The sequence below is a fragment of the Thermoleptolyngbya sp. C42_A2020_037 genome, from assembly GCF_015272455.1.
GTDB lineage: Bacteria > Cyanobacteriota > Cyanobacteriia > Elainellales > Elainellaceae > Thermoleptolyngbya.
Genome location: NZ_JACYLP010000023.1, coordinates 28,507 through 51,459, shown reverse-complemented (window position 1 = coordinate 51,459; position 22,953 = coordinate 28,507). Strand labels below are relative to the sequence as shown.

Annotated in this window: 14 protein-coding genes and 1 CRISPR repeat array (1 of these 15 only partly in view); of the genes, 2 read left to right on the top strand and 12 right to left on the bottom strand. The window is 53.9% G+C overall.

What is annotated here, in order from left to right:
• Positions 1-1,988: a CRISPR direct-repeat array (repeat unit 37 nt; unit sequence GTTTCAATCCCTGGAAGGGATTTGGGGGTTTTGCGAC) (it extends 5,915 nt beyond the left edge of the window).
• Positions 1,989-2,251: 263 nt separating this feature from the next.
• Genes cas2 through IGS16_RS07030 form a run of 9 tightly spaced genes read right to left on the bottom strand, consistent with a single transcriptional unit; the run spans position 2,252 to position 11,982 of the window.
• Positions 2,252-2,524, bottom strand: a complete 273-nt coding sequence (gene cas2, locus IGS16_RS07070) for a CRISPR-associated endonuclease Cas2 (RefSeq protein WP_297075860.1) — start codon at positions 2,522-2,524, stop codon at positions 2,252-2,254.
• Positions 2,525-2,531: 7 nt separating this feature from the next.
• On the bottom strand, positions 2,532-3,536 hold the full coding sequence (gene cas1d, locus IGS16_RS07065) for a type I-D CRISPR-associated endonuclease Cas1d (RefSeq protein WP_297084542.1): 1,005 nt from the start codon (positions 3,534-3,536) through the stop codon (positions 2,532-2,534).
• 26 nt (positions 3,537-3,562) lie between these two features.
• A complete protein-coding gene (cas4, locus tag IGS16_RS07060; protein WP_297084541.1) occupies positions 3,563-4,153 on the bottom strand; it encodes a CRISPR-associated protein Cas4 in 591 nt (196 codons plus the stop codon).
• Positions 4,150-4,320, bottom strand: a complete 171-nt coding sequence (locus IGS16_RS07055) for a hypothetical protein (RefSeq protein ID WP_297084539.1) — start codon at positions 4,318-4,320, stop codon at positions 4,150-4,152. The genes cas4 and IGS16_RS07055 overlap by 4 nt, the downstream gene beginning before the upstream one ends.
• A 60-nt stretch (positions 4,321-4,380) precedes the next feature.
• Positions 4,381-5,190 (bottom strand): CRISPR-associated endoribonuclease Cas6, encoded by an 810-nt coding sequence (gene cas6 / locus IGS16_RS07050; RefSeq protein ID WP_297084537.1) that lies wholly within the window; start codon positions 5,188-5,190, stop codon positions 4,381-4,383.
• 3 nt (positions 5,191-5,193) lie between these two features.
• A complete protein-coding gene (gene cas3 / locus IGS16_RS07045; RefSeq protein ID WP_297084535.1) occupies positions 5,194-7,482 on the bottom strand; it encodes a type I-D CRISPR-associated helicase Cas3' in 2,289 nt (762 codons plus the stop codon).
• A complete protein-coding gene (gene cas5d, locus IGS16_RS07040) occupies positions 7,475-8,260 on the bottom strand; it encodes a type I-D CRISPR-associated protein Cas5/Csc1 (protein WP_297084534.1) in 786 nt (261 codons plus the stop codon). The genes cas3 and cas5d overlap by 8 nt, the downstream gene beginning before the upstream one ends.
• Positions 8,261-8,263: 3 nt before the next feature.
• The gene (gene cas7d, locus IGS16_RS07035) at positions 8,264-9,271 is read right to left on the bottom strand and encodes a type I-D CRISPR-associated protein Cas7/Csc2 (RefSeq protein WP_297084532.1); all 1,008 of its coding nucleotides are present in this window, start codon (positions 9,269-9,271) and stop codon (positions 8,264-8,266) included.
• 11 nt (positions 9,272-9,282) lie between these two features.
• Positions 9,283-11,982 (bottom strand): CRISPR-associated protein Csc3, encoded by a 2,700-nt coding sequence (locus IGS16_RS07030; RefSeq protein WP_367185746.1) that lies wholly within the window; start codon positions 11,980-11,982, stop codon positions 9,283-9,285.
• 460 nt (positions 11,983-12,442) lie between these two features.
• Between IGS16_RS07030 and IGS16_RS07025 the strand changes: the two genes are divergently transcribed.
• Together IGS16_RS07025 and IGS16_RS07020 are read left to right on the top strand one after the other, a co-directional pair.
• Entirely contained in the window at positions 12,443-13,303 is an 861-nt protein-coding gene (locus IGS16_RS07025) for a WYL domain-containing protein (RefSeq protein ID WP_297084528.1), read from the top strand.
• A gap of 120 nt (positions 13,304-13,423) precedes the next feature.
• The gene (locus IGS16_RS07020) at positions 13,424-14,311 is read left to right on the top strand and encodes an SPFH domain-containing protein (RefSeq protein WP_297084526.1); all 888 of its coding nucleotides are present in this window, start codon (positions 13,424-13,426) and stop codon (positions 14,309-14,311) included.
• A gap of 32 nt (positions 14,312-14,343) precedes the next feature.
• On the opposite strand, the gene IGS16_RS07015 is transcribed toward IGS16_RS07020, so the two are convergent.
• From IGS16_RS07015 to IGS16_RS07005, 3 genes are all read right to left on the bottom strand, one after another.
• Positions 14,344-14,925, bottom strand: a complete 582-nt coding sequence (locus IGS16_RS07015; protein WP_297084524.1) for an ATP-binding protein — start codon at positions 14,923-14,925, stop codon at positions 14,344-14,346.
• A gap of 183 nt (positions 14,926-15,108) precedes the next feature.
• On the bottom strand, positions 15,109-20,595 hold the full coding sequence (locus tag IGS16_RS07010) for an AAA family ATPase (RefSeq protein WP_297084523.1): 5,487 nt from the start codon (positions 20,593-20,595) through the stop codon (positions 15,109-15,111).
• A gap of 12 nt (positions 20,596-20,607) precedes the next feature.
• Positions 20,608-22,542, bottom strand: coding sequence for an iron uptake porin (locus tag IGS16_RS07005; protein ID WP_297084521.1), 1,935 nt, complete (start codon positions 22,540-22,542; stop codon positions 20,608-20,610).
• Positions 22,543-22,953 lie beyond the last annotated feature (411 nt).

The following is a 22,953-nucleotide window of genomic DNA, read 5'->3' as shown; positions in this document are numbered from 1 at the left end:
GCGTTTCAATCCCTGGAAGGGATTTGGGGGTTTTGCGACGCAATGAGCAAGCCGAACTGAAACCATTTTGTGATGGTTTCAATCCCTGGAAGGGATTTGGGGGTTTTGCGACCGTTGAGAGAGCAATTTTTTGTGGATTCGACCACAGAGTTTCAATCCCTGGAAGGGATTTGGGGGTTTTGCGACGGAACGGCTTACCCTCATTGACGAGCTGCACATAGGTTTCAATCCCTGGAAGGGATTTGGGGGTTTTGCGACCCCATAGTTCGTGACGGGCATCCGGCGATCTGGAGAGGTTTCAATCCCTGGAAGGGATTTGGGGGTTTTGCGACAAATCGTAGTATCGCGGCTCTATCCCAGCGATCTCAGGTTTCAATCCCTGGAAGGGATTTGGGGGTTTTGCGACTGACGGGTCAACATCACTCGTGCGAGATCCCGATGTTTCAATCCCTGGAAGGGATTTGGGGGTTTTGCGACCTGGGTTGAACCGCATTTCCCGTTCATACCCATCAAGTTTCAATCCCTGGAAGGGATTTGGGGGTTTTGCGACTCATACTGGCGACACCGTTGCGCGCGTCAACTCCAGTTTCAATCCCTGGAAGGGATTTGGGGGTTTTGCGACCCGCCGTTTGGCAACTGGGGCGATCGCAACTTTGCTCAGTTTCAATCCCTGGAAGGGATTTGGGGGTTTTGCGACCAATCCGCCGTTTGGCAACTGGGGCGATCGCAACTTTGCTCAGTTTCAATCCCTGGAAGGGATTTGGGGGTTTTGCGACTGGTTATTGAGCCGCAGGTTGGCAGCATCCACCAGAGTTTCAATCCCTGGAAGGGATTTGGGGGTTTTGCGACCTGAAAGAAATAGGCGCTGGATCGCACAAGGCTATCGTTTCAATCCCTGGAAGGGATTTGGGGGTTTTGCGACAGTCGCGCAGCTCTCTGGCGATGCCGTAGGGCTTGTTTCAATCCCTGGAAGGGATTTGGGGGTTTTGCGACGGAACCTTCCGCCCGGAAGCGCGGCGGCTAGTTTCGCTGTTTCAATCCCTGGAAGGGATTTGGGGGTTTTGCGACGGGCTGCGGTCTGAAGAATCGCTCAACCGCTACGGAGCCGTGTTTCAATCCCTGGAAGGGATTTGGGGGTTTTGCGACCCATAAGTATACATCACGCCCAGCGAAGCGGTAGCTGGTTTCAATCCCTGGAAGGGATTTGGGGGTTTTGCGACACTCGATCGCGGCGGCTACGTTGAACGGCTCAAAGAAGCGAGTTTCAATCCCTGGAAGGGATTTGGGGGTTTTGCGACTCCTGTGGCGGCGCGCCCTTGTCCATCATCAAGCAATACATTGGTTTCAATCCCTGGAAGGGATTTGGGGGTTTTGCGACAGTCCTTCCCACCGTTGCCGTAGTTCCGTGGCGATCGCCCCGTTTCAATCCCTGGAAGGGATTTGGGGGTTTTGCGACTGCGACCGCCAGTCTGGTCAGTCTGTCGCCCCCACTCCAACAAGTTTCAATCCCTGGAAGGGATTTGGGGGTTTTGCGACGCATCGACAAAGTTGTGGTGTTCTGCCCGGTTGCGCTGTTTCAATCCCTGGAAGGGATTTGGGGGTTTTGCGACGCAGATTCCCTTCCTGGACGCCTTCACTTAAGATGCTGTTTCAATCCCTGGAAGGGATTTGGGGGTTTTGCGACCCCCATTGATGCATTTCGCCCTGCCTTTTACTCAGAAGTTTCAATCCCTGGAAGGGATTTGGGGGTTTTGCGACAAGGTGGCGCGGCTGCATGAGCAGATTGCCCGTACCCGCAAAGTTTCAATCCCTGGAAGGGATTTGGGGGTTTTGCGACCCTTCCCGGTCGCGACCGCTGAGGTGCCGGGCGAAGTTTCAATCCCTGGAAGGGATTTGGGGGTTTTGCGACCTCGGGCCTTCCGGCTCACGATTGCGGCGTGCGTCCTGAAGGGTTTCAATCCCTGGAAGGGATTTGGGGGTTTTGCGACGGCGGGACTCTGTGATCCTTAGTATATTCAATTTTCGAGGTTCAAATGCGCGAATCGATCGCGGATTTGCATATTCAGCCGATTGGATATGCCAAGTCATATTAGACATTCACCGCGATCGCACGTCTATCAAGCGTTTGGGAGCTTGCGCGAACCGCTCTTGCAAGAGCGATCGCCCGACCCAAGATAGACCAAGCCCTTCCGCCTTTTCAGCAGAGGTTGCTGCAAAAACAGCCTACCTCTCGCGCAGGCATAGCTCAATTTTAAGCAAAAAAGATGGTATCGTCACGCACTGCCTCTCCGCCTATGCGCTCTACTTTGCCATAGCAACAGGCACAGAGCGTATAAAACCGAATGCTATCTTGCTCCGGTTTGATTAGCTTGCTCAGGCGCAATCGCAGCTTGGCGTACTGTGTTTCTGTAATGGTGCATTCAAACACGCTGAACTGCATCCACTGACCGTAGGACTTCAAAACTTTGTGAATTTTAGTTCGGCGCTTGTCATCCGAGATGTCGTAGGAAATCACCAGATACATGGCTTTGCTATTTGATAATCAGCGGTGGATATTTGTCTGTTTGTTGCATCAAGAACTTTGCCAAAAGCCGCGCCTGGATTTCAAAACTCTCCTGATACGTGCATTTCTTATTCAAAACCGGGTGCGAAAAAGAGGACTGCTTCTTTTGCTCATAGAGCCGCAAAAACGTCCGCCGCCCCTCATCCAACAGCGCCACTGCATGGCTAATTGGCTCAGTGGTGAAATCTTCAGGAGTCAGTGACTTGCGATTCACCGCCGATAGGACTACTGCATCTACCACCAGTGGGCGAAACTCTTCCATTAGATCCAGCGCCAGCGACGGTCTGCCATAGCGCTGGACATGCAGGTATCCCAGATAGGGGTCAAACCCGACAATGTTAATTGCGCCTTGCACATCATGCCGCAACAGCGCGTAGCCGAAACTGAGCAGCGCATTCACCGGGTCTGTTGGCGGGCGGCGATTGCGGGTGCAAAAGGTGAATCCTTCCTGACGAATCAACTGTCCAAAGTTGGCAAAATAAGCCGCGCTGCCGGCCCCTTCTAGCCCGCGCAAAGAATCAATCGAGTCTGTTGTGTCAATTGGGGCGATCGCCTGTTCCAGTCGCGTAATTCCTTCCTTCAAGTCGAGGGTAGGATAGTCTCGCTGGGCACGCATTAGCGTGTTGCGATAGTTTTTCAGCTTTCCTCGAATTACACTCCGAGCGACATGAATCGCTGCTGCTGTATCTCCTGCTGCGCTCCATTGGGCAGCCCGCAGCAGCACGTTTTTTGTTAGCGGCGGCTCCAGTCGCCCCAGATATCGGCCCGTTGCCGTCAAAAACGTGAGGGGAATCTGGCGTTCTAAAAGCTCAATCATTGCTGCTGGAGACACCGTTGCCCGCCCCAGCACCACAATCCCATCTACCTTGATCAGCGGCACATCCAGCAGCGTTTTTTGGTTTGCCCGCACCTTTAGCCGCTCATCGGTTTTGCCAATGAAGGCATCTTCTTGAGTAATATAAACGGTTCCCATTGTTAACCTTTCTCCTAACTCGTCTCCTAACTTTTCTCCTGGTATTGGTTGACCTGGGCCGCTGCTCGTGGCAGACATTGGGCATAGAGGCTACAGCCCTTGCAACGCGGCGTATAGACCGCAGGCGGCATGGTTCCCGTTTCCAGCAGGGTTTTGACTTGGTCGATGGTGGCGATCGCCCGCTGTCGTAGCTCTGGCGTGAGGGCGATCGCCTGCCGCTGGTGCGATTGGGCATAGTAGACATAGCCCATCGTCACCGGCTGGCCCGTCATCTCCTCCAGGCATAGCGCCTGCGCGCACACCTGCAAGGCATCATTCTCAAACTCGCCCGTGGCGCTGCGCTTATACTCCACTGGGTAATATTTGCCATTTTCCGCCTCGATCAAATCGGCCTTACCCACTAGCCCATAGCGCTCCGACCGCAGCCAGATCGCCCGCACTTGCCACGTCTCTTCCCGATGCCCTGCCCCCAGCGAATGGACGCGATCGTGCAGCCCCGTCCCCTCCAGCGTGTAGTGATTGTCCACAAACTCCCCTGCACAAAACATCCGCCAGCAGCGATGCGGGCAATAGGTGTACTGGTTGAGCGCCGCAATGGGTACATCTTCAAGATTCATGGCTCTTGCTTGCGAGAATCAAAATTGAGATTAATGGTTACGCCCTTTTCCAGGTATTTTCCCAGCGCCTCGCCAAACTGCTGTTCCGTCGATTTGGGTGGCGGCGATTCTTTTAGGCAAGCCAGCATAAAGCCAGCGATCATCACAGAGAGGGTGATCACGTCCATATCGGTTTCAGTCGGTTTCAGGTAGATGGATAAGTTAACGAGGTCAGAAATGAGTCGTGGCTAGGCGAGTCGCCGGGTCATGCCCATGCCCATTGGCGTTTTGCGACCCACTCCGGCATATAGCGCAAAGTCTGCCAGCGTGTTGAGCTGGCGAATCGTTTCCGTATCTGCCGCTCCCATAATGCGAAACGAAAGGTTTCCCACACAGCCAATGAACTTGCTCCGGGCATCTTTCACCAACTCTGTGCGAATGTCAAAATAACTTGGAAATAGATGCTCGATAATCGACTCTGGGAACGGAATGTTGCTGTATTCATTCCATCGCCTCAGCAAACTGCCAAAGACATTTTCTCGGCTGGGCAGGGCAGAATCAAACGTCCCCTGGCGAAAGGCAGTCGGTGTGAAAAAGCGGAAATGAATCTGCGGCTCCTCCCGCGAGGCTGTTTCGTATAGCTGCTGATAGGGCGCAAAGCCTGCCCAGGGCTGAGTCGATTGTGGTGTTCCCAAGATGCTGGTGATGTGTAAATCAGCCGCCCCCAGATGCCAGGAATGCTGAGGGTTTAGGTTCAGCCATAGCCGAGACAGGTTGCCAAAGAGCTGATCATCCAGCAGCGAGATGCGCCACCAGCACGGTGTCTCTGCCGGAATGGGGCGAGAATGCTGCCACTGCAAGCAATCGGGGCGATCGCCCTTTTGCAGGGGGCTGAGCGCAAAGGCTTTGTTGGCAGTCTGGGCATGGAGGCGATCGCCCAATTCATAATCTACAGAACTCACCAGCGTCAAAAACAACGCATGAAGATGTTTTCCAGTAAGATAACCGGGCTGGATGGGCGATCGGGCTTGCAGATTGAGGATAAGACTGTGGGGCATGGCTTAAGCAACCCAAAATTCTTCGTTGTCAGGACTTTGCAAGGTAACCCCAGCAGCGGCGATCGCGAGAATGCCAGAAAGACTGGGGAAAAATAGGTATTCCTTGGGAGTTGGGCGATCGCGGCCAGAAACATGAATGGGATAGCACTCTAGTCCTTGCTTTCGTAATTTGACAATTGCCCATCGATTTTTATTATGTTCTTTGACAACAACCCCTGGAATTAGCTGTTTCTCAATTTCTTTAATTAAGGCTGTAGGACGAGTTGAGTCGCCAATCATACGCTTGATGGAGCAGTTTTCAAAGGCAAATAATCTGCAAAGGTAGTTATTGTCAAACTCTTCTAGGCTATCGACACATAGAGAGAATGCCAGAGAATAAGGTTGCTCCGCTCTGCTTAAAGCGATGATTTGCTCTCCATCTGATTCAAATTCGTAAAATCTGAGAAGATGCATGGGATCGATTATGACTTCCCCAGCTTCATCCAGTAAAAGTTTGTGAGGGTCCTGAACCTTCAGACTCTCAAAAAAGCTATCCCTAAATCGAAACAATGGACTATAGCTGGTGTGAAGAATCTTAGCGTAATTACGAAGATCCCCCGCCAGATCAAAATTTTCTTCTAGGAGGGATTCTACTGAAGTAATGGAAGCACGACCTGTCTGAATATCTTCATAGTCTTCTGGACAGCAAGTTCTGAGAAAGCTCATCAAACAACTCTGGCCACCTTTAATATATTTCCAGTCTTTTTGAATTTTTTCGGGCGGCACTTTCGCAAGATTTTCTGCCCCCTGTAACAGTCGCATTCGTTTTTTGTAGAAATCCCAGTCTCGTTTTCCTTGAAGAACGGTTTGCAGGACTCTGTACAACTCAGTAATCAGACTAGCCTGAGGAAGTCCCTCTAGCTGTGTCTCTAGCTCAAGGAGCGGTCTAGCAATTTCTAAGAAAGCTTCTGAACGCCAGTAAATGTCTAGAAATGGTCGCTTCAGACAATCCAAAGCCTCAAGCTTTTGTTGTAAACCAGTGCGGCCAGCATCAACAGGTAGATTGGCAATGTCCTGTTCCCAGGCTTCTTCTGGCAGATAGGCGATCGCCTCTGAAGGAATATGAGTAACAGGCTTACCCAAGACTCGCCCAACACGACCAATCCGCTGCCAAAAGGAGAAGCGATCGCGCGACGAAAAAATAAGCCAGTCTAGGTTTTGGCGTTCTGGCTCAATATCTCGCTCAAAGTTAAAGCCAACATCGACAGTGCTAGTTGCCAAAATGACTTGTTTTTGGGCTGCCGAGTGCCGCTGTTCTTTTGGAGTATTTCCAATAATTCGCCCAAAATGATGTTCTTCAACTTTCTGTCTTAGCTGATCTGCAATACGATTAAGCGTATCTTTCGAGTCTAATATGACAGCTCCGTGTTGATCGGGCTGTTTCTGAAGTCGATTTACAACTTCATCGGTTATCTCGACGATTAGGCTTTCTTTGTCTATCTGTTTGCGAATTTCCAGATTGACTGAAGTTTGGGAGGGTATTTGATGACTCTTGCCACTTTGTCCGTCAACTTTTTGAATTTTGACTCCTTCTTTTTGCAGGAGGTTTAAAGCTGCTTCACAGGCAGGTTCGGGAGTTGCTGTTAAAAGAACTATTTTGCGTCCATGCTCAAAATACCTGAAGACCTGAGACAAGACCAGGTAGAACAGCAAGCTAACAAGCTGCTTTGCATCGTAGAGATGAAACTCGTCAAAAATAATCGTTGAGAAACTGCTGTAAAACTCACTCGCGATGTTACTTCTATCTTTAGAACCGTATTGAAAAAAGGCTGCGTAGTAGAAGATATCTGGATTTGTGACTAGGAGCAGAGGCCGGCCGCCATACTCAGGAAAAATTGTGGCAGGCTCCCTTAGCAGGTTATAGATCTTCTCTCCTGGACGCGGCCCAACCCTGTCATCCGGCCATTCTCTCACCTGTTTAGCAGAGGCAGCAACGACGACGTGAGGGAGTCCAGTGACATCAACAAACGTTTGAGCAGCTTCGGACTGCTGTTCGATGAGAGCATTAGTAGGGGCGATATAAATCGCATTGCGATTGCGATTATGGTGAATAACGCTCAGTCCTGCCTTTGTTTTGCCGGTTCCGGTCGGTGCCAAATCAAGAATAATATCGTGGGTCTTGGCTGCTTCATAGACTTCGACCTGGTGTTGGAGAACACCATGACCAAAGGCTTTTAGCAGTTCAGCCGGCAGGCTTGGATTAGGGCAAGTGGCGATGCTGCGGGGTTCGAGCTGAATTCTGAGGTTATCCATGATTTCGACCTCCACAAAATTCTAGGTTGGCAGGGAGAGTGTAGTCGCCTACTTGCCAGCCTGCTCCGCTAAATTGCAGGTTTTTGAGCAACGAAGCCGGGGGAATTGAAATCAGGTCAAAACTCAATAAGCTTAAACCAGTAGGGAGATCGGCTGAGTTGAGATAAGCTTGGCAGTTGTATTCCCCTGGAGGCAGGGCGGTCACACTGACTGTTTTCACAATCTCAACTCTGACTTTGCTCATAAACTTGCCGACTCGGATGTATTCAGGCAGTTCGCCATCGCCAAAATGAATAGTTTGAAATCGGTTGCCTCGCTCAATAACTCGCAATCGCCCCGTTTGTGGAAAGTTGCTGGGACGAAAGGTGTTGGGCTTAGTGCCCGTGCGCTTTAGAGGCAAGTCTTCTCTAGCAGTCGCCACCCGGTTGTTGGTCATGGCATACCAGTAGGAGTCTGATAGCGCGTTGAATCGTTCAAAGCGAAAAGAGGCTGAGTTTTCTATAGGCCAGGCTGGGAGAATATAGCGCTGACCAGACAAGGGGGTGAGATCTTCGAGATAGGTGGGTCGCCCGGTGGCTTCTCCGAGCAACCGATAGGGCGATCGCGCCCAGCCCAAGGCATAAGCCAGGGCATAGTTCCCGATAGTGCCTTCGGTGTAGTAGGTATCTGATAGCTCTCTGGAGGCAAAGAAGACCGGCTCAGCGCACCATAGCTCGATCAGTTGAGCCGTTCTGTAGGGAGGTGGGGTGGTTTGAGGCTCTAGCGCGACTTGTGTCATGGATTACGCCTCCTGCTCTTTGCCTTTGCCCTTTTTCTTTGAGGCAGCCTGGATCTTACGCATGGGTTCGTAAGCTTCATTAAGCCGCTTGAGGAAATTGGCTTGGTCGTCGGGCGAAAGATGGCGGTCTACATCAGCAATCAACTCGTCTAACTCGGTTGCGGAGAGTTGCACTGAAATCCCTCGCTTATTCGTCCAGGTTGAAATGACTTCTTGTGCAGCGGCGACTAAAGCATTAGTGTTGAGGGGATGCTCTCGCTGGTCGGTTGGTAGCCTGTCATAAGTGGCCTGCACCAGTTCCAGAGAACTCGGAAGTTCGGCAATGCCGCCAAAGATACCCAGAATTTGGTTCTCCATGCGGCCAACCCGACTGGAAACAGCGCCATAGCGAGAGGTTAGCAAAATGTTGCCCAGGGCGTAGCGTAGCTCGTCAGCGGTCACGTCTTTGAAAGTGACGATATCGAGAAAATGAACCCCTGGCTTGATATATTCGCTGGTGTTAAGGGCCGTAGAGGCTTTGCCTTCTTCGTCCCGCATGGTGCCCGTTTCAAAGATGGCATTGATAGTGCGATCGCCAATCAGTTCAGTAGAGGGCAGTACGCTAAAGGCATCTTCTGTCCACACCCGGCTTTTTTGCGCCCCTTCGCCTCCAGCAGCAAAGCCATAGAGGAAGCAGTCAATACACATCTCACAAGGAGCGTTGGTATTGAGAGAACAGATGGAGTTGCCCTTGGGGTCAGGATACAGAAGTTCGTGCATTCGCAAAAACTCGCGACCTTTGCGCCGCTCTGGGGCAATTTGCTTGCGCTTGGTCATCACTAGGCGGGGAATGGTAGCGGTGTCTGCTACGCCCGCTTGTACATACTCGCTGCACATGGGTTCCCCAGTGCCCTCGGTGCGGAAGATAGTTTCCGATTGGGTCGTTCGCAGCACCACAGCACCAATGGTGCGGCCCTTGGGAAAGTTTTCGTAGCTGGTGGCGAGAAAGGGTTGCAGTTTTTCAATAGACATGGTGATTACTCCTAAGCTTGTGCAGATTGTTGTTCGGTTTGGGCCTTCAGTTCTTTGCGAGCTTCCTGAAGGAAAAAGAGATAAGCAGCTTCTAGGGTTTTGCTGTCGCTCAAAAGCCGATCGGGGCGTGAGTTGTAGACCTCGACAAACAACTCTTTAAGCACGTCGTAGTATTGCGAGATTTGCTCGTACTTGGTGGCTCCAACCCCATGCTCTCGAATGCGATCCAGGCGGTTGTGGTATTGCTGTACCAAGGCCGCAAACACTGTATCCCAGTCCATGTGGGCTTTTCGGGCACGGATGGCCTTGATGAACTCTGAAAAAGGTTCGGCTTGGGCCGTGCGACGGAAGGAGCTACCGCGCAGTTTGCCGACCTCTGCAATATGAGCCGCCTGCTTGAGGTAGCGCGAAACACGATCATGTTCTTCTGACATCAGACTCTCCAAAAGGGTGGTCAAAGGTTCTTTAATTCGGGTCCAGGTCGCCTCCAAGTTGGGATCATCCTGCTCTCGCAACAGCCAGCGCAGGAGGACGTGATAAAGCTCTAAAGGACGAGAAGTTGAGCGTGCCAAGTCATATAGACAGTCATCTTTTTTTTGCAGACTGGCTACGGCTACGGATAGTTGGCCCAGACATTGCAAGCGCTCTAGTACTGCTTCAGCGGTAACCTGCTGGCGACGTTCTTGTGTAGAAAGATTGCCCTCACGGAGGTATTGCCCTGAGCCTAAAAGAGGTTGAAGAGCGGACGGAATGCCCTCGACCCGCCCAAACATATCCCAACTCGGCTCAATTTCCAGGTTGGCACTGAGTACAAATGGGAAGCCAATATCCAGAGCTAGAGCCATCTCAAGGGCTAGCCGCAGAGACTTGAGTAATGCCAGTGAGTTATTCACGTCGCCCCAGAGTACGGGGATAGTGACGGTGGAATGCATGAACTCAGGCCGTTTGGGCAGGGCCAACCCCACGACTTTGTTTGCTTTGAAGACAATCTGGTTGTCTCGATAGAGCTGGAACTCATCGATGGTAACGGTGCCGTCTTCGTTCGTCGCAGCGGTGTGCTGGAGAAATTGTTTCCAGATGCATTGGAGTTCAACGCTAGACCCCTTGGGTAAAGCAAAATGCAGGTATAAGGGAGCCTGCTTGCTGGCCTTTGGGAAATTTGCCCCTACAGTGAGCAGTTGATATCCCAATGCTGACAGGGCATCGCCCCGGCGTTTGGGTTCTGCACTCATACCGCCCGGTAGCCGGTTTGAGAACGACTGAACCTTTGTCTCTGGAGGCATTTTGGCAGAAATTAACTCTTCAATCTGAGCGGTTGACGTTGAACCTAGGGAACAGCGCAGACGAGGATTGGCCTCGATGTAGCTGGTGAGTTCAGAAAAGCCTCGCCAGGTAGAAGTATGGGCAAAGTTGAGCAAATGGGCGACAGCCGCTAATAATTCCTGGGGCACTGAGGTATCTTCGGTTTGTCGCAGTTGGAAGGAGTCTTGTAGAAGGGGGGCGATCGCTGCTTGACCTTGGGGCACAGCTTTAGCGGCAAACAGACATCGCCCAAACTGCGGGTTGAAGGGTTCCAGAGCTTGCCGTTGCTCAGGGGAAAGTCCAACTCGTTCAGCAATGCGATCCCAAGCATCCTTCGGGCTAAGGTTTGCCTCGCGATAGCTGAGGTAAGTCGCTTTAAGCCCTTCTGAAACCGCAAAATCTTCAGCGTTGGAAATTGGCAGTAAACCCAGTTCAGCCGCAGTTGCTACCGCTGTTTCTCCAGCTTCGCCGCCGTATTTCTGAACGTCTTGGGCAATTTTGTCCGCTTTGTAGCCACTAAATTTTTTGACTAGCAAAGCGTCTACCTGCTCGATAGCAGCATCAGGGTTCTGCTGCACGGCCTGCGGGTCAACCTTGATGCCGTCTTTGCTGGCTTTGACCAATTGCTCAACGTTGCCACTGAAAACCTGGTTGATTTTGCGGTGCCATTTTTGGGCGATCGCCAAGGTTAAATCCTCTTCAGGGAAGCGTTCGCCAATAAAAAGCTGCCCATCTGGATCAATAGATAAAGTCGCCAGACCCCGCTCATGGAGAACCTCTTCGCAGGCGGCTAAGAGTAGAGCAGTTAGATAACCTCGATCTTCTGCTAATCCCACTTTGAACAAGTGAGTATCCTTTTGTAGAGCTACCGTCAGTTCAGTTTCAACCTTACGAATGCGCTGTTCTTCAGGAATGCCCAAGTCGTAAAGGTCACCGCCAATGAGCATTGCCGCCCAGCGCTTGATATTTGGGTCTTCGGGTAGAAACCGCATACCATCGCTGGCACTATGCCCGGAATGTCGCTCAATTAGACGACGCACCAATTCTAGATCTTCATCAGTTTTTACCCAGCCAGCTACGCCAGCCCGTTCGAGTTGTTCTTTGAGAAAGGTGCGATCGCGAGCCAGTGTTTTGACATTACGTTCCTGTGCATCCAGCTTGTTCAGGTCATGAACTGCTGTTGCAGCAAGGATGAGCGATCGCTTATCGTCCGGTACCTTAGCAAGTTTGCTGATGGTGAGAACAAATTGACAAGCTGAATCAAGATGCTCTGCTAAGCTTCTTCTCTGGCGACTGCCATATTGAGCATGGTCACCATGCAGTTCATAGAGCCTGGGGCGGATTGTATTGAAATATTGTTCGTCTACAGTATGTGATTCTTGGTTAAGAAGACGGCGTTGCCTAAACATAAAGCTTTTTTCCTCCACAAGAGCTTTCACTACTTAACACTTGCTCGTCTTGCAACCAACCAATACTCAAACATTCTGAAATCTATTCGCTGCTTCTCCGCTTTCCATCCTTTCTGCTTAGCCCGGTGCAGCATTGCCGAAAACCCATGCCCCACCCGCTCCGCCGGTTCTGGGGTCGAGCGCCACTGGCCGTCACTCAGTACAGGCCTCCGCTTTTCCATCATGGTTATGCAAGTTCCCCTTGTATTAATCCCAAATTTGCTGTGTGAATCCCGATTGCAGCCAAAATGCGTTGAAAAATGAAAAAACTCGGTTCATTGAGATTTCCATTGCTTTGGAGGCATCTATTGAGCGGATAAAGTGTACGTGCTTTGTTGAATGAGCCTATCTTTACAGAGATAATAGAGGAGCGTCAACACTTGAACGGACAAAGTGTACGTACACTTTTCAAAAGCTGCCCATGCCTCAAAAACGTTCTTCCATCACGCTCTCGATCGAAGAGCATGAAAAAGCTCAGCTAGAGCAGCTTGCGCTGGATTTTGACCAGACCTGGGGAGACAAGCCCAATGTCTCGAAGCTGCTGAAGGCGATCGCCCGTGGAAAGCTGCGGCTGGCAGTAAACCACGACTGGAGCCGCGATCGCATCGATACCTGTAACAAAGCGCTGAATTTGCTCAAAGACGCGGGTCAGATCAACGAAGCCCTAGAGCTAGCCCAGTTGCTCTTAGAACGAAGCGAACTGAGCCACCCGCTGCGTCAAGAAATTGAGCGCTGGGTCAACCAGCCCACCGCCCCTTGGCGCATTGACCTCGATCGCTGCATTCGGCTGCACCGACCCTTCAAGCTGATCTATCAAGATGCCGCCGATCGCCTGTGGAACTTTACAGTACGCCACGCCAAGATCGAGCGCCACGAAGATCGCCAATATCTCGACTGCTGGTGCGATGAGACGGAGGGGAACCAGGATATTGAACCGCTGCGGCACAATCGGTCATTGCGGCTGGATCGAATCCCGGATGAAGCCGTCATTGCTCCTGCCGACGGTCAATGGCAACCCGAGTTAAGCCACATCGAGATTGAGTTTCATCTGAGACGGGGGTTAGCTCTGGGCTATCGTACAAAAACGGGGGCGGACCTGACCAACGAGTGGCTGCCTGAGCAGCAAATTCGACGAGTCGTTCGCCGCATTCATAACACGTTCTGGTTCTTTCGCGAGGTGCGACGCTATGGCTCTGAGTGTGTGATTGTGTCGCCAGAGGCAGTGCGCGATCGCTTTAAGCAAGAACTCCTGGCCATGATTGAGCAATATAATGCCGACTAACCCAGCAATGTTAAGTTTTAAAGGCAAATTCAGATGTTGCCGCATCGCAGCGTGAATTAGACGGAAGCTCCAATTCATACCGCTTCTCATTGCAACCGCTAATTCATATCTAGAATCTGCATGGAACCCAAACGAGAATTTTCTGCCCCTACGGTTCTGGGGCTGGTGGCGATCGCTCTGCTGCTGGCGGTGGCGGGCATAGGCGTGGCGTTTTGCAAAAGCCTGTTCGGCGCAGGCACAGGCGCAGAGATCGAAACGCTGACTGCGGGCAACCTGTTGGGACTCCTGCTGCTGGCGCTGAGTTTGCTAGCGGCGCGGGGCTTTTTGACGGTGCAGCCAAACCAGGCGGTGGTGTTGGTGTTTTTGGGCAAATATATCGGAACCGTGCGAAAAGAGGGCTTTTGGTGGATCAATCCGTTTTCTGCCCGACGGTTTGTGTCGCTGCGAGTGCGAAACCTGAACAGCGATCGCCTCAAGGTGAATGATTCGGTCGGCAACCCGATTGAAATTGGCGCGGTGGTGGTGTGGCGCGTGGCGGATTCGGCCCAGGCCGTGTTTGACGTAGACAGCTACGAAAAATTTGTCGAAATCCAGAGCGAGACGGCCATCCGCACGCTGGCGATTCGCTATCCCTACGATGCGGGCGATGCCGACATGCCCTCGCTGCGGAGTAGCCAGGACGAAGTGGCGATCGCCCTGCGCGAAGAACTGCAAGCCCGCCTGCAAGTGGCCGGAGTCGAGGTGATCGAAAGCCGCTTATCTTATCTTGCCTATGCGCCCGAAATTGCTCAGGTGATGCTGCGTCGTCAGCAGGCGCAAGCCGTGGTCGCCGCCCGCCAGCAAATCATCGAAGGCGCACTGGGCATGGTGGAACTGTCGCTGCAACGCCTCAGCGACGGCAACCTGATCGAACTCGATCCTGCGACTAAAGCTGCCCTGATTAATAACTTACTGGTAGTGCTGACTTCCGAGCAAAACGTACAGCCCATCATCGATACGCGAATTTAGCTCGTTGCCAGAGGAGGTAAGCTAGCACCTGGCTAAATCGGCACCTGCACCCGTGTCGTCACGGTCATTACGGGGGGCGTTTGCTCAAGCTGCGTAAATTTCCAGCCGACGATCGCCCGATAATCCACCATCATCGTCAGCAGACCAATGCCGGAAGCGGTGTGTTCGTCGCTGAGGGCGTTTTGCTCTAGCTGCTGGATGTAGAGTTCCAGCGGTTGGGCCGCAAGAATTTCCTGGATAAAGCGCTGAAAGGGGGCGATCGCCTCTGGTTTGACGCTGTTCGTCACCCAAAACACCAGGCGATCGGGGTGGAGTTGTAGCTTGATGCTGATGGGTTGGCGGGAAGCGTCGTCGTGAAACTTCATCGCGTTTTCCAGTAGCTCGTTGGCAATATAGCGGACGGCATCCTGCATTTCGGTGCGGCGGCTCACTGTTTTTGGGTCGCGCTCGTCGGCGGGAAAAAACGTCACCATGTAATCCGCCAGGAAATTGGCAGACAGTCCGTTATTGCGCCAGCGCTGGCGAATCGATTTGGCGCTGGGCGAAAAGCCCAAAATCAGATATTCCTGATTGGGCTGCAAGTTGTCGTCAAATTCTCCGAAGATTTGATTCATGCAGGCGGCTGGGGGCGGATCATGGGGGCGGATCAGGTAGGAGCAAATTGCAGGCGCATAGGCAAAGTGACCAAATACCCAGAAACGAGCAGAAATGCATAGAATGAATCCACAAAATTTTAATCGGCTTTTTCGATTTTGATTCAGAAACAAGCGAGATTTAGTGAATCCTCAAGCGCCCTCCTAGCGCTGTTTTACAATTAAAAGCGTAATGTCATCGAACACTTTTTGCTGGCCAATGTGGCGACGCACATCGTCGATCACTGCCTGCCGGATCTCAATAGCAGAGCGCTGCCAGTGCTGGCTAACTACCTGACAGAGCCGCTCGATGCCGTAGAGTTCGTGAATTTCGTTGGCGGCTTCGGTAATGCCGTCGGTATACAGCACCACGCCATCGCCCGGTTGCAGGTGAATGTGGGTGTGGGTGATGAAGTCGGAAATATCTTCCACTAGACCCACCGGAAAGCCCAGCGTCATGGTGTTAATCGACTCGATCTCGCCATTCGCCCGCACGACCAGAACTTCCTCGTGCTGTCCGCTGAGGCGCAGTTGACCCGCTTCATAGTCCAGCAGGGCCAGCGTCAGGCTGCGATCGCAGTTCATGCGCTGCACATTGTCGTAGATCACGCGATTTAGCGTGCTGAGAAAGCGCACCGAGTCGGTTTCCTGCGTGGAGAGCAGCGTTCGCACTGCCGTCTGCACCATGAGCATCAGCATACCGCTTTCCAATCCGTGACCCGTGATATCGCCAATCCCAATCTTGACCGCGCCGTTGTCGTGCAGCACGTCATAATAGTCGCCGCCGACTTCATCAGCGGGTTCCATAAACCCGGCAATTTCAAGTCCTTCAATCTGATCTAGCTCATGATCTTTGGGCAGCATCATTTGCTGAATTTGGCGGGTAATCGCCAGTTCTGCGCCCATTCGCAGGTTTTCTGACTGCAACTGCTGGTTGAGCAGCGTAATTTCGTCGTTGGCGCGGGCAAGCTGGGCAGTACGCTCTTCAACTTTTTGCTCTAGCGTGCGATAGAACTGGGCATTTTCCAGGGCGATCGCCGCTTGCGCCGAGAGAATGTTGAGTACCGTCACCCGCTCTGGCGTAAAGGTATCGGTGGCCAGGTTGTTTTCCAGATACAGCAGCCCGATCAGATTGCCCTGGTTCAAAATGGGCGAACACAAGACAGAACGCAACTGGTGCTGCACGATATACGGATCGGTGGTGAACAGACCCTCCTCAACCGCATCCCGCAGCACCACGTCTTCGCGGGTGCGCTGCACGTAATAGATCAGCGACAGCGGCAGGGTTTGCTCATCGGGCGATCGCGACTGCACCCGCACCAACTCTTCCTCCTCCAACTGTCCTTCTGCCTCAATTCGCAGTTCGTCGCCCTGAAGCAGCAGCAGACAGCCCTTCTGTGCGCCTGCATTTTCGATGGCCAGCTTCAGCAACTTCTCCAGCAGGTTTGCCAGCACAATTTCCCCAGAAATCGCCTGTGCCGCCTTAATCACCGTATCCAGATCCAGGTTTAGCCCCTGCGAACCTCCTGTAGAATTGCTCGACCCCAGTGATACGGTTTGGTTCAATAAATTGGCTCTGGACGAGGCTTCCATCCGCCGATCCAGCAGTTGGGGATAGAGCGTGTTGAGCGCATCTACTTTGTAAGTTGCACCCCAGCGCAAGTAAGTATAGCGGGCATCGATCAGATAAGATTGGGCCAGTCGTTCTTTACCCAACGCCAGATAAAACTTGCCCGCTAGCTCCTGGGCCAGCGCCAGGTCGTTGATAAAGTTATTGTCTTTGGCAGCTTGAATAGCCTGATCGTAGGCATCAATGGCCTCGGCCGTGTGCCCCAACACCCGCAGCCGCTCAGCCTCTAGCAGCAGATGGCGATGCAGGTAGTTGGCAGGGCAGTAGGTCGCCCAGCGTCTGGTCATTCGCAGAAACTTGTTAATTTGGCGCAGATATTGTCGCTGCACCTTGGGCGAAACGCTGTTGTAATGCGCCAGGTAGGCCAGCGGCCAATAAAAATAGAAGAGGGCATAGAGCGAGGTCATGGGCGACGATTCTTGATATGCCACAGCCTGTTTTCCGGTTTTAATTGCCGTGGCATAGTCGCCGATGTGATACGCCCAGATCACCTTGGCAATGGAGCCGTAGAATAGCGGCACTCCCAGTTGCCTGTCTATAAACTGGGGCATCATTTCGTCTTCGTTGTAGATGCTGCCAACCAGGCGATTCGCGTAGTGCTCTGTTCCAGAATCGCCCTCGATACCCTGGCCGCGCAGGTGCAGCACGAGCTGATGCCACGGCAGCATGGAATAGAGAACCTGCTCCTGTCCAAAGCTGAGGAGCTGGGTTTCATATTGCTGAAAGGCTTCGGCCACCTCATACAGTGGTTCGCCCAGCAGCATCTGGTGAAAGCAGTAGACCGAGGCAGCCAGCGAAGCCGCCTCCTGGTTGCCCAGTTCCAGCCCTTCGGCATAGGCAGCTAGCAACTCAGGGGGCGATCGCCGCAGCGGCTCTTTCCAGTGGCGCAGGCAGGTTTCAAAGCCGACAATGACGATCGTTTTGAACTGGCGGGCGTTGAGCCGCTCCAGCAGTCTTAGACTCATTTGTCCAAAGTCATAGGCCCGGTCAATATCGCCCAGCCCCGCTCGCAGCATCACGCCATAGGCCACGCCCTGCACCGCCGTTTGGGGCGAGCTGCCATATTTCACCACTAGGTTGATCACGCGCAGCGCCGTGACTGCAATCAGATAAGGGGCGGCGTTGGCAGCCGCCATGATGGGTGAGCTAACGAGCCGCATGATGCCTTCTTTGACCGGATCGGTCATCGGCGGCAGCGCTTCCAGATCGCGAGAGGAGCGATTGCCAATCACCAAAAAGCGCGTCCGCATCAGTTCTAGCCCCACCTGGAGGCGGCTGGGATGGCGCGGAATTTTCAGCCCCAGGCGATTGATCGCCGTCACGAAAACATCCAGCGCCGCGTCCATGTCGTTTTGGGCGGAGTAGGCGGAGATTTGCGTCTGGTAAGCCTTCACAGTGTCCAGGTCGGCGCGGGCGTGATGCAGGATCATGTCGGCAAGCTGGTTGACCAGATCAAAATCGCCTTTCAGGTAAGCGGCTTCGGCAGCCTCTTCGTACAGCGCCAGAGTGAGTTCGTATTGATTTTGCCAACTGTGCTGGTCGAGCAGGTCGGCTCCGACCCGCAGATAGCGCAGCGCCGTGTCGTAGGCGTTGGATTCTTTGGCTTTGGTGCCTGCTTTCAGGTTTAGCCGAGCCAGCTCGTGCCGCTCGACGGGGTTGGCAATCAGCCCGATGCCTGTGTTCAGGTGATTCACGATGTCAAACAGGCGCTCCTCCTGCTGGTCTGCGGAACTGTGGGTGAGGAGCGATCGCCCAATGCGATAGTGGATCGTTTCGCGTTCGGCTTCGGGAATTAGCGAGTAGGCCGCCTGCTGCACCCGGTCGTGTAGAAATCGAAACACCAGGTCACGATTCCACGCCGGATCGCTCTGCAACTCGTCTGCGCTGGACGACTCCTGCCCATTCTGCTCCAGGCTGGCAAACGGATAGCCACCGCCCAGCGGCATCACCAGCCCTTCCTGCACACTCTGCCAGAGATCGGTTGCCACTGCGCTCTGGGGCAAGCCAGACACGATCGCCAGTGTAGGCACGTCGAACTGGTTGCCCAGGCAGGCCGCCAGCCGCAATACACGCTGGGTGTCTGGCTCTAGCTTTTGGATCTTGTCGGCCATCAGCTCAACGACATCTTCTGGCAAGCCCGTATCGCGAATCTGACTCAGATCCCACTGCCAGTTTCCCGACGACGCATCGTAGTTGAGTAGCCCTTCGGCATACAGCGACTTGAGAAATTCCGTCAGAAAAAACGGGTTGCCCTCGGTAATTTGCATCACATAGTTGGCTAGGGGGGCGATCGCCTGGGGCGCGACACAGCACGTATCGGCCACAATCTGCTGCACGGTGTCTGCATTCAGCGGGGCCAGGTCGATCTGGTTGACCCGCACGCCTGCCTGCCGAATCTGCTCCAGCGTCAGCATCAGCGGGTGGGCTGGGCTGACTTCGTTGCTGCGATAGGCCCCCACCAGGAACAGATAGCGGCTATCCGGCGCAATCAGCAGGCGCTCGATCAGCTTTAGCGAGGCCACATCCGCCCATTGCAGGTCATCTAGAAACATCACCAGCGGGTGTTCTGCCTGGGTGAACACCTGGATGAAATTTTGAAACACCAGGTTAAAGCGGTTTTGGGCTGCCTGGGGAGCCAGCAGCGGCACCGCTGGCTGGGGGCCGATAATTAGCTCGACTTCGGGAATCACCTCGATCACCACCTGTCCGTTGCGCCCCAGCGCCTTCGACAGCAGCGTTTTCCAGCGGTCGATCTGCGTCTGGCTCTCGGTCAGCAGTTGCCGCATTAGTTCTTGAAAGGCCTGAATCAGCGCTGAGTAAGGAATATTTCGCTGAAACTGGTCATATTTGCCCGCGATGAAATAGCCTTTGTGGCGCGTGATGGGTTTGTAGATTTCCTGCACCAGCGACGACTTGCCGATGCCGGAATAACCCGCCACCAGCATCACCTCGCTGCGTCCGGCGGCCGTCATCGCGGCCCGTAGCGCTGGCAGTTTGGACGGGGTCATCGGCTCTCCGTCGAGGATGCGCCCCCGCTCTGCGGCTCCGGCGGCGATCGCCTGCCCTGCTGCCACCCGCTCAAACCCATCGAGCAAAAGCTGCACCTCTCGCTCTCGTCCGTAGAGCTTTTGGGGAATCTGGAAGCGACCGGAAGCGTCGTCTTGCCCCAGCGGAAAGGGGGCGATCGCCCCAGTGGCCCGCAGGTCTACTAGACAGCGCTCCAGATCGGTTTTGAGGCCATAGGCGCTCTGGTAGCGGTCTTCAGCATTTTTGGCCAGCAGCTTTAGCACGATCTGCGACAGCACAGACGGCACGGTTGGGTTGATCTCGTGGGGCGGGTCGGGCTGCTTGGCCAGGTGGCTATGGATTAGCTCCATTGGGTCAGACGTGCTAAAGGGCGGATTGCCCGTCAGCAGTTCATACAGGGTCGCCCCCAGCGAGTAAAAATCAGTACGATAGTCCAACGAACGGTTCATCCGCCCGGTCTGCTCTGGCGACAGGTAGGCTAGCGTGCCCTCCAGACGGTTCAGCGTTTGCAGGGTGGGGTTTTCGCGCGACAGCACGGTGGCATTGCCAAAGTCGATTAGCCCGACGCGGCCGGTGTCTGCGTCGTACACCACGTTGGCAGGGTTCACGTCTTTGTGAATCACGCTGGCGGCATGAACCTGTCCCAGAATCTCCGCCAGGGCGATCGCCACCGACAGCGCCTCTGGCACATCGAGCGATCGCCTCAGCAGCAGCCGTTGCAGCGACTCGCCGCCAAAGTCCTCCAGCACCAGCACCACGCCACTCTGATGTGGCTCCAGTCCATAGACGCGGCTGATCCCGTCCACCGCCGACAGCCGATTCAAAATCTCATGCTCCAGCCGAAACCGCGCCAGTTCCTCCAGACTGGGATATTCCGACTGAGTCGCTTTAAGAATCACAGGCACTCGATCCAACTCGCGCTCAGCCCGATAGACCACCGAGCGACTGCTCATGTGGAGTTGGGTCAGCACTTCATAACCTGCAATTACGACCATGCCGGATAAGCGCTAAAACAAAAACTGGGTTCTCAGGATGATACTGTAGACCGGCGGATTTTCGCTGAAATTATTCGGGTTAAACGACACAAAAAACATCGGCACCAGCCCTACATTGTCATTCAGTGGAAAGTAGTAGCTGGCCAGCACATCGACCTGTGTGCCGCCATCGCCATAGCCCCCTACCAGAAACTCCTCACCATCCGTCACGTCAAACGGAATCGTCGCCGCCAGCGTACCCAGCGCCCCTGGCTTACCCAAATCCGGAAACGCAAAGCCCAACTGAAACGCCTGCACCTCCACATTGCCGCCCCGCCGCAGGGGATTGATCGGGTCAATCTCCGACGTGCTAAAGGAGTAGCGCCCAAACACGGCAAACCCCGGCGACAGGGCCCAGTCAAAATTCAGCACAAAGTTATGGGCGATGATGTCGTCTACCGTGCCGCCGAAGCCGTCATCTACCGCGCCCCGCAGCGAAGTCAGCAAAAAAGGAAACACCGCCAACCCTTCGGGCACACCCGGAAACGGCGGCGGCGCTTCTAGCCGACTGCGGTTATACAGCAGGCGAATGTTGGCGTTAAAGCTGGGGGAATAGGTCAGCTCCGCCAGGATGTTGTTGTTGCCGCTGAAAAAGCCGCGACTGGGGTTGGCCGGGCCGTCGCCGCCGGGGGAAATAAACGGTTCGTCAAAAATCCGCTGCGATCGGTCGTTTCGGGCCAGGTAGCCCGCCCGCAGCAGCCATTGGGGGCTGAGCGTCCATTCAAAAAAGCCGCCCGCCCCCGATAGCCCGTTGCCCGCCAGCGTACTTTGGTAGAAATTTAGCCCGCTGGAGCCGAAAACGATGTTGGTAAACGGGTTTTGGTCGAAATGGCGAAACGGCAGGATGCGGGGCCCCACCACCAGCCGAAAGTCTTCGCTAAACAGCGGAAAGGCGTACTTTAGCTCAAATAACCCGACGGAATTGGGCGACAGCGGCGTAACGGGGTTGGAATCGGCGTAGGGGATGCCAAAGCTGCTGGTGAATCCGGCGGAACTGAAGGCACTGGCGGGCGGGTCGCCGTTGCCCATTGCCAGGATCATCGTCAGTTCGTCGGTCTGCTGAAAAGACCCCGTGAAGACAAAGTAGGTCGAATAGCTGAAGGTGGTGGAGGGATCATCTCGCACGGTTTCCACCACCGGGTCGCCAAACTGCCCCGTTTGCAGGTCAAACTGGCGGGCAGGTCGCCGAGATGCCGGACTCACGCCGGGGACGGTGATGCCTTCGGCTAAAATGTCGCCGCCTGCAAAGGACTGACTGAAGTTAAAGGAGGCCAGCGTGTTGAACCGCAGCGTGGTGGAAAACTGATTGGCTTCCAGTTCGGAGGCGGCGGCCTCTAGTTCATCCAGGCGATCGCCCAGGGTGGCCAGTTCGGGTGCAAACTCGCGCTGGAGGGCTTCGATGCGGGCGATCGCCTCCGGATCAAGCTGCTCCAGTCGCCCCGTCACCGCGTCTAGACAGGCCGCCAGCCCCGCCGCAAACTCGTAGCGCGTCATCGCCTGCCCGCCTAGATACAGCCCGCTGGGGTAGCCCTCCAGACAGTCCAACCCGCCTTGGGCTTCGTCATTGGACAGGTAGGCCAGTGCCTCGTAGGCCCAGTCGCCCGGAGAAACGTCGGCAAGCTGCGAAACCGAAGTCACCTGCGCCATTTGGTCTACTGCAAACCCGTCTAGCTCTGCGGCTAGGGCAGCAGGTTCGGCGACAGATCCGGCTTGATACGCGGCATTGTCTAGGGCAGGTTCATCCAGGGCTTGCGAGTAGGCAGGAAACTCCAGCGCCAACAGGCCGAGCGACGGGCCCAGAACTGCCCAAAATCCCCGGCACAGCCGAATGCTAAAGCGTGTGCTGAGGGGGCAAATAGGAGGGGCGATCGCCCGCTGTATCTGAAACGGAACGGAATATAAACCCACGATTTCAAATCCTCACACGCTTCAAAATCAGATTCAAAGATTCCCGCAAGGGCTTGTTCAAATTTCGTTCAAAAGCTTGTGCAAAGTTTTATACAAAGCTGGTTTGAGAAGCATTGAAATCCACATTCAAGGCTGCCTTCGAAATCTCGTTCAGAATGGCTAGACAAGCGTAGTCTGACTTTCCTACTCAAGTTCGTACCAGCGTTCGCAGGCTTGTCGAACTTTTGTCAGAGTCTTGTTCATCGTCACATCCTGCACAACAGCAGCCTCTAGAAACGCCTCTAGAACGCTCTATCTGCTTGCCCTACTACCACAGATGCACGCTCGCTGCCGCAAATTTGCATCGCAGGCGAATAATCTACGAGTACTATATAGTAAGTCCGAGTCAAAAACTAGCCGTCTATCAAAATG